Source organism: Flavobacterium sp., assembly GCF_039595935.1.
GTDB lineage: Bacteria > Bacteroidota > Bacteroidia > Flavobacteriales > Flavobacteriaceae > Flavobacterium.
Genome location: NZ_JBCNKR010000005.1, coordinates 40,163 through 53,806, shown reverse-complemented (window position 1 = coordinate 53,806; position 13,644 = coordinate 40,163). Strand labels below are relative to the sequence as shown.

Genomic DNA, 13,644 nt, shown 5'->3' with positions numbered 1-13,644 from the left:
GAAACATTCCTATGGAACAAAAACAAACATAAAATAAAAAAGACAGTTCGATTGAACTGCCTTTTCGTTATATCTATTTTCAAGTAAAAAACAATAAACTATAGATATACTAAAAATTAATATTAGAAATTAACGTTAAGTCCAAAATTCAATCCCCATTGAAATTGATTAAAAGACTGATTGGTTAAAGGATTGGCGTAGTAATTAACAGCAGGTTCAACAAAAACGTTTGTCTTTTTATACACACGATATTGCACTGTGCTGCTCAAAGTTGTACCGTAAACGTAATTGTTTGCATTTACATTTTCTCCCATCGAATTACCATCAATCGCAACAGTGTTAGAAATTAATTTTCCAACAAAACCGCCTGTATTTAAATTAATGTTTGTTCTCTTTTTATTAAAAATAGAATACGAAACTTCCAGAGGCATTTCGATATAACGTAAATTTTGATCTAAATTTCCGGTTTCTACATTATCACTTTTCAAAACATCTTTTGTACTGTTCGAAACCAAAACATAATTATTTGCATTGCTTGCAATTTGCGGAAGAGTTTCATTTTTTACAAAATAATCACTCGAAGTAAAAAGTGCCTGTTTTTTGGCATTCAAATACGAAACATTGGCAACACTCTGCCCAAGTTCATTGATTTTAAATCCAGAGGCAACAGCCCATTTTTTGTTGATTTTATACTGAGTTTTTACACCGTAAGAGTTACTTTGTTTCGAATCGTTTACGTTTCCTAACGTTTTATTGTTTTTATAATTTTCAGAACTGGCAACACCGGCAAAAAGCTGTAATGCCCATTTATCTGCTTTTGATAATAGTTTGTCTTCTTTTTTCTTTTTTTCCTCTTCAGGAGCCGCTGCAATTCCTTTTTCTAAATTTTGAAGTTCTGCCAGCTGAACAGAATCTTTTTTGCTCAAAACATTTCCGTTGACAAAAGCCGCATTGTTTTTCGAATTATTATTTTGAAGACTTGCAATACTTCTGTCAGCAGTTGTTTTTTGAATGTTTTCTTTTTCTTTATTCGAAGGACTTAAAGCATTTGGATTTCTCTTTGCATTAGGGTTCGAATTAGTATAAGCAATCGCACTTTTGTTTTTAGAACCAGAAAGATCCTCAAAAACAGAATTTGGCAATTGATTTCCTGATGAAGCAATAAACGTATTTGTTTTTGCCGGAGTAAATTTCTTCTCTGCTAAAATCTTATCAGCATTTTTTCTTTCGATATCTGATAAATTGCTTTTCGTACCATAATTAAAAGAATTCGATTTGTTTGGGGCAAATGATTTTTCGGCAACGGCCTTATTAGAATTCTCTTTTTTAGTGGCTAAAAGCTGATTTTGAGATGCAGCATTAAATCCATTTTCTCCAGCTGAAACAAACGTCTTTTCTGCACCAGCCTGATTTATATTTTCTTTTCTATTTGTAGAAATTTGATTTTTAGAAACAGCATTAAAACCATTTTCATTAGCTGGAACAAAAGTTTTTTCTGCTACAGCATTGTTTTTTGGTTCATTTATTTCGGATCCAAAATTGATGTTGTTTCTTTTGTTTTGAGAATCAGATTGTGTTTTGCTTGTTTCTGAGTTTTGTTTTAGTTGATTATTCTGCGATTGATTAGTTGTTTTTTCTGATGATGAAACCCGGTTATTATTAGATTCTTTTTCAAGGATATTTTGATTATTTTCAATACTTCTGGTTTTATCAGTGTCATTATTTTTCTGATCCAGAACAACATTATTTTCAACAGAACCATTTTGTATCGAATTTACTCCTGAGCCATTAGAAGTAAAATGTAAAACAGAAGGGAGCAGCAAACCTAACAATAAGCATGCAGCCGCCGACCACCAAAGAATTGCTCTCTTCTTCTTTTTAGGTTTATCTAGTTTTTCTTCAATTTGACCCCACAATTCAGGAGGCGGAACACTCGAAAAGTCTTCCATTGATGAAAAAATATCTTCTATTTTTTGCTTCTTCATGCTATCTTAAAATTTTTTTTACTCTGTAGTATTCTTTTTTGCAAAATGTGCTTGGCTCTGTTCAAATTTGATTTTGATGTTCCTTCGGAGATTTTTAATAATTCGGCAATCTCTTTGTGTTTCTTTTTTTCAAAAACGTAAAGGTTAAAAACCGTTCGGTATTGATCAGGTAAATCCCTTATATATTCCAGTAGTTTTTCCTGTTCTATCGGGATAACTTCCAGTTCTTCTTCTTCAACAAAATCGGTATCGGGGTCAAAAACATCAAGGAAGAAACTTTCTTTTTTCTTCTTATTTAAAGTTTCAATCAGTTTATTGATAAAAATCCGTTTTAGCCAGCCTTCAAAACTTCCTTCAAATTTGTATTGACTGATTTTTTGAAAAACAATAACAAATGCTTCCTGAAAGACATCCTTAGCATCGTCTTCATTTTTCATATATTTCAAACAGATACCATATAAAACAGGAGAGAACAACTGATATATTTTCAGTTGTCCCTCTCTGTCATTTTTCATGCACAGTTTGATATATTTTTCTAAATCGTCTTTCAAAAAATGGATTAATTTGGTTTTGCAAAAATAGTTCTTAAATGCTTACAAAACTATCTTTTGTAAAGAGTTAGAACTAGCGGTATTTTTTGTTAGTTTTTGATTATCAATCCTTTTGTAGCTTGGTATCAAGAAACAAAAGGCTTAGTAAACTGTTTATTTTAAATTGTTAATTTTTGATTTAATAGCCATTTTGAAAGCTTTTATTTCGCTGCTTTGATCAGCGGTGTCATTATTATCAATGTAAATTTTAGTTACCGTTATACCTTGACGAAGTTCAAAATAAACACCACCCTGACCTGCAGAATTTGGCGTACCATAAGTTTTAGTCTGACCTTTAATTGCTAAAATTTCTGCAGGGATGTTTTTTGAAAACAATGTATATTCACTTCTTACTGTTTTTGCATTGTATTTATATTGATCAAATTCGTAGTTGTTAAGAGTTACGCCTAAGAATTTTAAAATATTGTAATCATTGATCTGAAAAAAGTCGTTTGTTGTTCCAAAATTTCCAATTACGATATTATCAGGGCTCTCGTTAGTTCTGTTAAACAAAATTCCTTTTGCCGTTTTTGGAATCAAAATAAAATCAGTTGGATAAGTTGGAGTCTGCGTTAAAGTTTCGCCGGTCTGCGGTCCTTTTTCATAAAAATTAATAATGATTTCGCAGTTGTTTTCAGTAATTGATGTAATTTTTATTGCATAGCCATTTGTAGGTTTAGCCCCGGCAAAAAGTGCAACCAGATAGTATTTACTATAATCAATTACAGGATCGCTCGCAACTGTACAAGTATTTTCATGTTTAGTAAAATAAAGATCCATTTTTTCCTGAGAACTTATGATAAGTGCACTCGGATTATTTGGCAAAGTTTTTACACTATAGTTGCATAAAATTGGAACGCCAGAAAAGGGTAAATCAGCATTAGTTCCACAATCAACATTCAGGTCGTCATTACTAAGTGAGCACGCACTAAATCCAAAAGCTATAAATAAGCTCAACATCAATTTTTTCATGGTATTTTTTTAATAGGTTATATCATAAAGATGCTGCAGCTTTAAAAAGGTTGCGTGAAAGACAAAAAATATGTTTATTTAGTATAGAATTATCAGTAATTCGTGAAATTTCAATTTTAAAAATTTGGCACTACGTATTATTGCGTACTTTTACTTAAAATAAACTTAGATATGTTAGAATTTCTTCCGCTTTTATTGGCTTTTATAATTGCTTTATTTCTTGGAATATACTTAGGAAAAATGTTGTTTTCTGCCCGGTTTCAGTCAGAAAAAGTAAGTTTAGAAGAAAGATTAAATGCAAATGCAAATCAGCTTCAATTACAGAAAGAACAGTTTGAAGCAGAGAGAACTATTTTTCAGAAACAACTTCAGGTAAGTAATTCAGAAAAAGAAAATATTAGAACCGAAAAAGACAGTCTGGCCATTCAGCTTTCTAAAAAAGAAGTTGATTTTGAAAATCTTTGGGAACGTCATAAAGAACAAAAAAGTGAAATAAATGAGCTTCAGGAAAAATTCACCAAAGAATTTGAAAATCTGGCGAATAAAATTCTCGAAGAAAAATCGGCTAAATTCACTGAGCAGAACAGTGAAAATATGAAAAACATCCTTTTACCGCTTCAGGATAAAATTCACATATTCGAACAAAAAGTAGATCAAACACATAAAGAAAGTATCGATTATCACGCCGCACTGCGCCAGCAGATTATTGGTTTAAGCGAAATGAACGCTCAAATGAGTAAAGAAACCTTAAACTTAACCAAAGCACTTAAAGGAGACAGTAAGATGCAGGGAAACTGGGGCGAATTAGTTCTGGAACGTGTTCTCGAAAAATCAGGTTTAGAAAAAGGAAGAGAATACGAAGTACAGCAAAGTTTTGTAAATAATGAAGGAAACCGTGTTTTTCCCGATGTTGTAATTAATCTGCCAGATGGAAAGAAAATGATTGTCGATTCTAAAGTTTCTCTCGTTGCGTATGAAAAATGGGTAAATGAAGAATCTGATTTGTTAAAAACAGACTGGCTTAGAGAACACGTTTTATCTATTAAACGACATGTTGAACAGCTCGGAAATAAAAATTATCATGATTTGTACCAAATAGAAAGTCCGGATTTTGTTTTGCTTTTTATTCCAATAGAACCTGCTTTTGCGATTGCTTTAAACGAAGATTCTGCTTTGTATACGAAAGCTTTTGATAGAAATATTGTAATTGTTACGCCAAGTACATTATTGGCAACGCTTCGTACAATCGACAGCATGTGGGCCAACCAGAAACAACAGGAAAATGCTTTTGAAATTGCCAGACAAGCCGGAGCGTTATATGATAAATTTGAAGGTTTTGTAGTTGATTTGGTTAAAATTGGAAACAAAATAAAAGATACCAAAACAGAATACGAAAGCGCCATGAACAAACTGGTTGATGGTAAAGGAAACCTGATTTCGAGTGTAGAAAGACTGAAAAAAATGGGAGCAAAAGCCAAGAAATCACTTCCTGAAAATATAATCAACAGAGCTTTAAACTCTGATGAAAACGAATTACTGAATTAAAATATAATACCAAATTATTCCAAAAACAAAAAAACATGACTGCAGATTTTAAACCCGTTTCATCATCAAAAGTGAGTATTTCCGAATTAATGCTGCCATCGCATACCAATTTCAGCGGAAAAATTCACGGAGGATATATTTTGCAATTACTCGATCAGATCGCTTTTGCTTCGGCATCAAAATTTAGCGGTAATTATTGTGTAACAGCTTCGGTAGATACGGTAAATTTTTTAAAGCCAATTGAAGTAGGCGAATTAGTAACTATGAAAGCCTCAGTAAATTATGTTGGAAGAAGCTCAATGGTTGTAGGTATTCGCGTTGAAGCCGAAAATATTCAGACGGGTGTAATAAAACATTGTAATTCATCTTATTTTACGATGGTTGCCAAAGATAAAGAAGGAAAAAGTGTTCAGGTTCCGGGACTTATTTTATCTAATCTTGAAGAAGTACGACGTTTTAGAAAAGCGATTAAACATATTGAAGTTAGAAAAGAAGTTGAAGAACACGAAAAGGTTGCTAATATTAACTCTATCGAAGATTTGGCGAGTTTAGATAAATACAATGTGCTTTTAGAAATCAGTTAAATTTCCTATCTTTATTAAAATCACATTAAATAAAGAAATCATGGTAAAATTTGGATATACAATATTGTACGTTGAAGATGTAGAAGAATCAGTAACATTTTATGAAAATGCATTTGGGTTTCACAGGAAATTTATAAGTCCGGAGCATGATTATGGAGAATTAAATACAGGGACAACCACACTTGCATTCGCATCAAAAAGTCTGGCATCGCAAAACTTCACAGATGGTTTTATAGAAAGTAGTTTAGAAGACAAACCTTTTGCTATAGAAATAGGATTTATTGTAGACAATGTTCCTGAAGTTTTACAAAAAGCCACTTCATTTGGCGCCATAATTGTTTCAGAACCGGTAGAAAAACCATGGGGACAAGTTGTTGCTTACGCCAGAGATTTGAATGGTTTTTTGATTGAAATTTGTACAGAAGTAGAAAATGTAGTTTAAATGCCTTTTACATCGATAAAAGGTGTTTTTAGAGCCAAAACATTCACAAATATTTAGCATTAGTTCAGGAACTTTGCGTTTAGAAATTTCGTAACTTTAAGTATAAACATTTAGATTATAAATTTTTTCACGGAGTACTGCCGTTCTATTTTGAACTTGTAAAATTCTTCTTAGAAATAGAATGACATAATTGTTTAATTGATGACGATTATGAAAAGAACTACTTTACTTATTTTATTTTTTACCGCATTTTCTATACTCGCCCAGGATAAATTTAAAACCAATACGGCAGTAGTAGATTTTGAAGCTTCAGTTCCTTTTTTTGAAGAAGTTAAAGCGGTAAATAAACTCGGAACTATTGTTTTGGAGCCAGAAACCAGTACTTTGACCTGTACTGTTGTAATTAAAGATTTTCGTTTTAAAATGGATTTAATGCAGGAACATTTTAATGAAAATTATATCGAAAGCCGCCGTTATCCTAAAGCCGTTTTTAAAGGTAAAATTCAAAAATTTGATTTAAAGGATATTGACAACATTGAAAAAGAATACGACGTTAAAGGAAAGCTGTATCTGCACGGAAAATCTAAAGTGATAGAAATGAAAGCTTTGCTAAAAAAAGTTCCAGAAGGAATTCAGATTTCGTGTAATTACCCAATATCAGTTTCAGATTTTAATATCGCAATACCAAGCATGGTTGCCAGTAAAATTTCAAAAACGGCCAATACAAATTTATTGGGTATTGTAAAAAATGAGGAAATGAATAACTATCTGACTTTGAAATAAAGCTTAAATAATACTTGATATAAGTGCTTTTTCAAGATCAGTAAACTGAAATTCAAATCCGGTTTTTTGTATTTTTTCTGATGACACCCTTTGCCCTGTTAAGATGGCTTCACTCATTTCGCCCAAAACAATCCTCAGTAAAAAAGGTGGAATTTTCGGGAGCCAGATTGCATATCCGTATAATGATGCCAGTATTTTAGAAAACCTCGAATTTGTAGTGTTATCAGTAACGGCCGCATTATACGGGCCATGCATTTGATTGTCAGAAACTGCTTTGCAATAAATCTGGCATAAATCTTCTATATGAATCCAGGGTAAATATTGTTTTCCGGTTCCTAAAACCGCACCAAATCCGGATTTAAAATTGGGATTGATTTTCTTTAAAAAACCTTCATCTTTACCTAAAACAATAGCTGTTCGAATTTTTACGGTTCTAATTCCCAAATTTTCAATTTTATCGGCAGCGCTTTCCCAAATTTGGCAGGTTGTTCCTAAAAAGTCATTTGCCGGAGGTGTTTCTTCCGAACAAATTTTATGACTGGTAACGGCACCGTAAATTCCAACTCCTGAAGCAGAAATAAAAGCCTCAGGTTTTTTGTTGTGTTTTTCTAAAACAGAATAAATTAAGTCGATTGGTTTTGTGCGGCTTTCCAGAATAGCTTTTTTTCTCTTTTCTGTCCATCGCTTTTCGACAATTCCTTCGCCGGCAAGATGAATAATGTAATCAGCATTTAAAACTGCATTTTCGTCAATATAATTTTTCTTTAAATCCCATTTATAATAGGTGATTTCAGAAGTGTTTTCTTTATCAGAACGGCTCAAAACAGACACAGAATATCCGGCTCCAATTAAAATATTAGTTAAATAACTTCCAATGAAACCGCTTCCACCGGTTAATAGAACATTTTGAGCCATAATAGTTTATAATATATTTAACAGTCTAACTTGTTTAAGGATTAGTAAAGGTACTTAAACAATGTTTACCTTTATGGCAAATTCTAAATTTTAATAAAATGGCGACTAAAAAAAAGGTAATTACCAAAGATGATATCGTTTCAATATACATGGAAGAAGTTCTGGAAAAAGGTCAAAAACCAAAATCAGTTTATCATTTTGCCAAAGAAAATGATTTTACCGAAGCGGAGTTTTATTCTTTTTTTGGAACATTAGAAGGTTTAGAAAAAGAAATATTCCGACTGTTTTTTGAAAACACAGTTAACCTGCTTCACAAAAATGAAGAATATCAGCAATACGATATGAAAAACAAAATGCTGAGTTTCTATTTTACTTTCTTCGAAATATTAACTGCAAACAGAAGCTACGTTTTACAAACGCTTAAAATCGACAGAAACCCGCTTAAAAATTTAGTTCAGCTGACAACGCTTCGTGAAAGCTTTAAAAATTATGTTTCAGAAATTTTAACGGATGATTACAGATTAGAAGTCGAAAAGCTGCAGAAATTTCAGGAAAAAGCCATTCAGGAATCGGCTTGGCTGCAATTAATGATGACTATTAAATTTTGGATGGAAGACGAATCGGCCGCATTTGAAAAAACAGATATTTTTATCGAAAAATCGGTTAATGCTTCATTTGAATTAATGAACGTTGCGCCAATGAACCATTTAATAGATTTTGGAAAATTTCTATTTAAAGAAAAAGTATACACCAGACAATGAAAACAATCGATTATATTCCGACCTCAAAAATTGAGAGAGCCGGAAAACTAGTTCAGACAGGGGCAAAAATTGGAGTAAACTATATTAAACATTACGCCGAAAAAGTTGTAAATCCTGATTTGACACGAGATAAACTAAACGAAAATAACGCCGAAGATATTTACGACGGACTAAAAAGCTTAAAAGGAAGCGCACTTAAAGTGGCTCAAATGTTAAGCATGGACAAGAATTTTCTGCCTCAGGCTTATGTGGAAAAATTTTCGCTTTCGCAGTTTTCTGTTCCGCCACTTTCTGCGCCTTTGGTTTTAAAAACTTTCAAAAGTAATTTTGGAAAAACTCCTTATGAAATTTTTGACGAATTCAATCCCAATTCAGTAAACGCTGCAAGTATTGGTCAGGTTCATCTGGCTAAGAAAAATGACAAAAAACTGGCTGTTAAAATTCAATATCCCGGCGTTGCCAACAGCATTTCTTCAGATTTGGCTTTGGTAAAACCAATTGCCATTCGAATGTTTAATCTGCAGGGAAAAGATTCTGATAAATATTTTAAAGAAGTTGAAGATAAACTGATCGAAGAAACGAACTATTTGTTAGAATTAAAACAAAGTCAGGAAGTTGTAGACGCTTGCAATAAAATTGAAAATATTACTTTTCCGAATTATTATCCAGAGTTTTCTTCAGAGAAAATCATTACAATGGATTGGATGACAGGAATTCATCTTTCTGAATTTACAGCAGTAAATACAGATCAGGAAGTGGGCGATAAAATAGGGCAGGCGCTTTGGGATTTTTATATGTACCAAATTCACGTTTTGCGAAAAGTTCACGCCGATCCGCATCCTGGAAATTTTTTAGTTGACGAACAAAATCAATTAATTGCACTGGATTTTGGCTGTATGAAACAAATTCCGGAAGAATTCTACACGCCGTATTTTGAGTTAATTAATAAAAATGTGATTACGGATGAAAAGCTCTTTAATGATAAATTATTTGAATTAGAAATTCTTCGTCCTGACGATTCTCCGGCAGAAGTAGAATATTTCACAGAAATGTTTCATGATTTGTTATCACTTTTCACCAAACCTTTTCAAAACGAAACTTTCGATTTTGCCGATGAAACTTTCTTCAATGCAATTGCGGAATTAGGAAAGCGTTTCTCTGAAGATACAAATTTGAGAAAAATGAACGGAAATCGCGGTTCAAAACACTTCATTTACATGAATCGCACTTTCTTCGGACTTTATAATTTAATGTTTGATTTGAAAGCGAAAATTGTGGTGGAGAATTATTTGAAGTATTAAAGTTTTTTGTTTCAGGTTTAAAGTTTCAAGTTGGCTCAACTTTATGTATAGAACTTTGTCAAAGTTTCAAACTTTGACAAAGTTTTTTTGTTTAGTTTGTCATCCTGAGGAACGAAGGATCTTCGCAAGTAGCTCTACAAAGATTGGCGATTTTGATTGCGGAATTTCTCGCGAAGATTCCTCGTTCCTCGGAATGACAAGATTGTGGATAATGCTAAAATATTGGAATTTGGAATTTAAAAAAATTGGAATTTTATTTAACTATCCCCGCTTTATAAGTCGCAATCGCGCGATCTCTTGCAAAAGCGTGATCGACCATTGGTTCTGCATAGCCAAAATCAAATTCGGGAATCCATTTACGAATGTATTCGCCTTTTTCGTCAAATTTCTTTTGCTGAATTTCAGGATTAAAAACTCTAAAATAAGGCGCAGCATCACAGCCAGTTCCTGCAGCCCATTGCCAGTTTCCTACGTTTGACGCCAATTCAAAATCCAGTAATTTTTCAGCAAAATAGACTTCTCCCCATTGCCAGTTAATCAATAAATGTTTGCATAAAAAACTAGCAACAACCATTCGAACACGATTGTGCATGTAACCTGTTTCGTTAAGCTGGCGCATTCCGGCATCGACCATTGGGTAACCTGTGTTTCCGGAACACCAACGTTTGAAATCATCTTCGTTATTTCGCCATTGAATTCCGTCGTAAGCCGATTTAAAATTGTGATTGACGCAATTTGGAAAACTAAATAGAATCTGAATAAAGAATTCTCTCCAAATCAATTCACTTAAAAAAGTCTGATTTTTTCTGTTTGCCCAATTTACGAGTTTGCGAATACTTACCGTTCCAAAACGTAAATGCGGAGAAAGGTAAGAAGTGCTGTCTAAAGCAGGAAAATCACGGGTTTCTTTATAATTGACAATTTGAGTCAAGTTGTGAGGAAGTACTTTTATAGTGCTTCTTTCAAAACCAATTTCTGCCAAATCAGGAAATTTAAATTGATTTTTTGCAAAATTAGAATTGAATTTTGCAGAATCATATTCTGGAGCCGATCCTGAAAGATGATATTTTTCAAGCCATTTATTTTTGTACGGAGTATAAACAGTATATGGACTTCCGTCGGCTTTTGTGATTTCTTTTTCTTCGAAAATTACGTGATCTTTAAAAGAGAAAGATTCTACATTGTTTTCTTTTAATACAGAACTGATTTCGGTATCACGTTTGATTGCAAAAGGTTCGTAATCTTTATTGTAGAATATTTTTTGAATATCGAATTCTTCTAAAAGCGATTTCCAAACGTCTGTAGTTCTTCCTTTTTTGATTAAAATCGAAGAGTCGAAAGTATTTAATTCGATATTTATTTTTTGAAGCGAATCATAAATAAAACTTACTCTGGCATCGTTTTTAGGAAGATGATCCAGAATATCATCATCAAAAATAAACAAAGGAATTACCGGAAAATCAGATTGAAGTGCGTGAAATAATCCGGTATTGTCTTCTAAACGCAAATCACGTCTAAACCAGAAAAAGGAAACTTTTTGTTTTGTCATTGTTAGGTTTATTGTTTTGCCACAGATTAAAGGATTTTAAAGGATTTTTTAATCTGTTTTTTAAACACATAGAAACATAGATTTTGTTTTTTTTCCACAGATTGAATGATTTAAAGGATTAAATCTGTGTTAATCTGTGAAATCTGTGGCTTTTTACAATTTATATGCTTTTCTGCTCAGCGTTGATTTTTATAATCTTAGGCTGTGGTTTGGAGTTGAATAATTCTTCAATTTTGTTGTAACGGAAATCAAAAATGGTTTTCAGTTTATTTTTTACAACCAATCTATTCATTAAACGTCCAAGGATTCCAAGTGGTAAAGCGTAGTGTACAATGTCTGTCATTTTAGTTCCGCCGTCTGGAGTTCTCTCAAAAAAATGTTTGTGGTGCCAAAGTTTATAAGGGCCAAAACGCTGAACATCTATAAAATACTGATTTTCTTTGCAGGCCGTTATTTCCGTAACCCACGAAATCTTGATTCCCAAAAGCGGTCTTAAAGTATACGTTATAATTTGTCCGTGATACATTCGTTTTTCATCAAAATCTTTAATCTCAAAATTCATATTGTCGAGTGTAATCGTCTGAAGATTTTTTGGACTTGAGAAAAAATCCCAGCAGTCTTCAACGCTGGCATTTACATACTGAACGGTTGCTATTTTATATAATTTCATCTTCTTTACGATATCAATTGTTGCAAATGTTTCTTATAAAGTTACATTTTATAATATTTTAAAGGCACAAACAACATTCCAAAACATTCTCCTTTTTCTTTGTTGAGGTGTTTATGATGAATTTTATGGGCTTTTCTGAGTCCGATTAAGTATTTGTTTTTAGTGTTTTTAAACCATTTAAAACGCTGATGAATCAAAACATCATGAATTAAAAAATAACAGGCTCCATAAAGCGTAACGCCGCAGGCAATGAAAAACAAATAATTGAATCCGCCCTGAACACCAAAATAAAACAAGAGAATACTCGGAATGGCAAAAATGACAAAGAAAATGTCGTTACGCTCAAATGTATGCTCGTATTTTGGCTGATGATGATCGGCGTGAAAATACCACATGAAACCGTGCATAACATATTTGTGTGTAAGCCAGGTAACACATTCCATAAACAGAAAAACGCCTAAAAAGATTAAAAAAGAAATCATTTTATAAATGTTGTTATTAAAATTATGATTTTATTTCTTTTGAGTTTTGCTTTAGATACTAAAAGATTAACTCTAAAGATTTTTTTGTTTTTTAATTTCCCCAATCTTGTCATTTCGACCGCAGGGAGAAATCTGCGCAAGAAACTCGACAAAGATTGTCGCTTTAGATTGTAGAGCTGCTTGCGAAGATCCTTCCTTCGTCAGGATGACAAACTGTACGTACAATCAAACCAGCTTCAATTTATAAGTCACAAAAGACTGCGCTAAAAGTCCGGCTTTTGTATAATTCGAAACCCGTATCCTTGAATTTCCAATTTTGTGAGACGGTGTATTTTTTAGTTTTTTCAATAGTTTTCTGTAATAAACATAAGCCGTGTAAACTCCAAATTTAGCTTCGATTGGTAATTTTACAATTCCCTGATACGCAATTCTGAAATCTTCTTCAATTTCTTCAATGATTTGCGATTTAGAATCTTCATTGAAATTATCCAGATTAATTCCCGGAAAATATGCCCGGTTTAAAATCGTACTGTCGTCTTTTAAATCTCTCAGAAAATTAACTTTCTGAAAAGCAGATCCTAAACGCATGGCTTCGTCTTTTAGCTGTTCATATTTATGTTCTTTTCCGGAAACAAAAACTTTTAGACACATTAAACCCACAACATCGGCAGAACCGTAGATATAATCGGCATATTCTGTTTGGGTGCTGTAAGTAGATTTTATAAGATCAAGTTTCATGCTTCTTAAAAAAGCCTGAATAAGATCGTCGCTAATATTATATTCTTTAACGGTATGCTGAAAAGAGTTTAAAATAGGATTTAGGCTGATTCCCAATTCCATTGCTTTGTAATATTCTTTTTCGAAATCATCGATAAGATATTCTTTTTCATAATCGTGAAATGAATCTACGATTTCGTCAGCAAAACGAACAAAACCATAAATACTGTAAATAGCGTCGCGTATACTTGGTGACAGCATTTTTACAGCGATAGAAAACGAAGAGCTGTAGTTTTTGGTAACCAGCTTACTGCATTTGAAAGAAACGGCGTCGAATAGTGATTTCAT

General features: G+C 32.7%; 14 protein-coding genes. 6 read left to right on the top strand and 8 right to left on the bottom strand.

All coding sequences use genetic code 11. The annotated features are described in order from the left end of the window. Window positions 1-122 precede the first annotated feature (122 nt). From ABDW27_RS07475 to ABDW27_RS07465, 3 genes are all read right to left on the bottom strand, one after another. Window positions 123-1,985 (bottom strand): hypothetical protein, encoded by a 1,863-nt coding sequence (locus ABDW27_RS07475; protein WP_343695325.1) that lies wholly within the window; start codon window positions 1,983-1,985, stop codon window positions 123-125. After that, entirely contained in the window at window positions 1,982-2,536 is a 555-nt protein-coding gene (locus tag ABDW27_RS07470) for a sigma-70 family RNA polymerase sigma factor (RefSeq protein ID WP_343695324.1), read from the bottom strand. The genes ABDW27_RS07475 and ABDW27_RS07470 overlap by 4 nt, the downstream gene beginning before the upstream one ends. A gap of 153 nt (window positions 2,537-2,689) precedes the next feature. Beyond that, window positions 2,690-3,547 carry a protease complex subunit PrcB family protein gene (locus tag ABDW27_RS07465; protein ID WP_343695323.1) on the bottom strand — a complete coding sequence of 286 codons (858 nt, stop codon included), beginning with the start codon at window positions 3,545-3,547 and terminating at the stop codon, window positions 2,690-2,692. 171 nt (window positions 3,548-3,718) lie between these two features. Here ABDW27_RS07465 and rmuC point away from each other — a divergent pair, with 171 nt between their 5' ends. The 4 genes from rmuC (at window position 3,719) to ABDW27_RS07445 (ending at window position 6,901) form a co-directional block, all read left to right on the top strand. Further along, entirely contained in the window at window positions 3,719-5,092 is a 1,374-nt protein-coding gene (gene rmuC / locus ABDW27_RS07460) for a DNA recombination protein RmuC (RefSeq protein WP_343695322.1), read from the top strand. Window positions 5,093-5,127: 35 nt separating this feature from the next. Continuing rightward, window positions 5,128-5,676, top strand: coding sequence for an acyl-CoA thioesterase (locus tag ABDW27_RS07455; RefSeq protein WP_343695321.1), 549 nt, complete (start codon window positions 5,128-5,130; stop codon window positions 5,674-5,676). A 40-nt stretch (window positions 5,677-5,716) separates the two neighbouring features. Next, entirely contained in the window at window positions 5,717-6,118 is a 402-nt protein-coding gene (locus ABDW27_RS07450; RefSeq protein ID WP_343695320.1) for a VOC family protein, read from the top strand. A gap of 210 nt (window positions 6,119-6,328) precedes the next feature. Next, on the top strand, window positions 6,329-6,901 hold the full coding sequence (locus tag ABDW27_RS07445) for a YceI family protein (protein WP_343695319.1): 573 nt from the start codon (window positions 6,329-6,331) through the stop codon (window positions 6,899-6,901). 3 nt (window positions 6,902-6,904) lie between these two features. Here ABDW27_RS07445 and ABDW27_RS07440 read toward each other — a convergent pair whose 3' ends face one another. After that, window positions 6,905-7,816: a TIGR01777 family oxidoreductase gene (locus tag ABDW27_RS07440; RefSeq protein ID WP_343695318.1), complete on the bottom strand. Its 912-nt coding sequence runs from the start codon at window positions 7,814-7,816 to the stop codon at window positions 6,905-6,907. A gap of 98 nt (window positions 7,817-7,914) precedes the next feature. On the opposite strand from ABDW27_RS07440, the gene ABDW27_RS07435 reads away from it, so the two are divergent. After that, window positions 7,915-8,577: a TetR family transcriptional regulator C-terminal domain-containing protein gene (locus tag ABDW27_RS07435; RefSeq protein ID WP_343695317.1), complete on the top strand. Its 663-nt coding sequence runs from the start codon at window positions 7,915-7,917 to the stop codon at window positions 8,575-8,577. Further along, on the top strand, window positions 8,574-9,878 hold the full coding sequence (locus ABDW27_RS07430; protein WP_343695316.1) for an AarF/ABC1/UbiB kinase family protein: 1,305 nt from the start codon (window positions 8,574-8,576) through the stop codon (window positions 9,876-9,878). The genes ABDW27_RS07435 and ABDW27_RS07430 overlap by 4 nt, the downstream gene beginning before the upstream one ends. A 253-nt stretch (window positions 9,879-10,131) precedes the next feature. Here ABDW27_RS07430 and ABDW27_RS07425 read toward each other — a convergent pair whose 3' ends face one another. The 4 genes from ABDW27_RS07425 to ABDW27_RS07410 form a co-directional block, all read right to left on the bottom strand. Then, window positions 10,132-11,427 (bottom strand): deoxyribodipyrimidine photo-lyase, encoded by a 1,296-nt coding sequence (locus tag ABDW27_RS07425; protein WP_343695315.1) that lies wholly within the window; start codon window positions 11,425-11,427, stop codon window positions 10,132-10,134. A gap of 160 nt (window positions 11,428-11,587) precedes the next feature. Beyond that, window positions 11,588-12,097, bottom strand: a complete 510-nt coding sequence (locus ABDW27_RS07420) for an SRPBCC family protein (RefSeq protein ID WP_343695314.1) — start codon at window positions 12,095-12,097, stop codon at window positions 11,588-11,590. Window positions 12,098-12,138: 41 nt separating this feature from the next. Then, on the bottom strand, window positions 12,139-12,579 hold the full coding sequence (locus ABDW27_RS07415) for a sterol desaturase family protein (RefSeq protein ID WP_180859856.1): 441 nt from the start codon (window positions 12,577-12,579) through the stop codon (window positions 12,139-12,141). A gap of 225 nt (window positions 12,580-12,804) precedes the next feature. After that, entirely contained in the window at window positions 12,805-13,644 is an 840-nt protein-coding gene (locus tag ABDW27_RS07410) for a phytoene/squalene synthase family protein (protein ID WP_343695313.1), read from the bottom strand.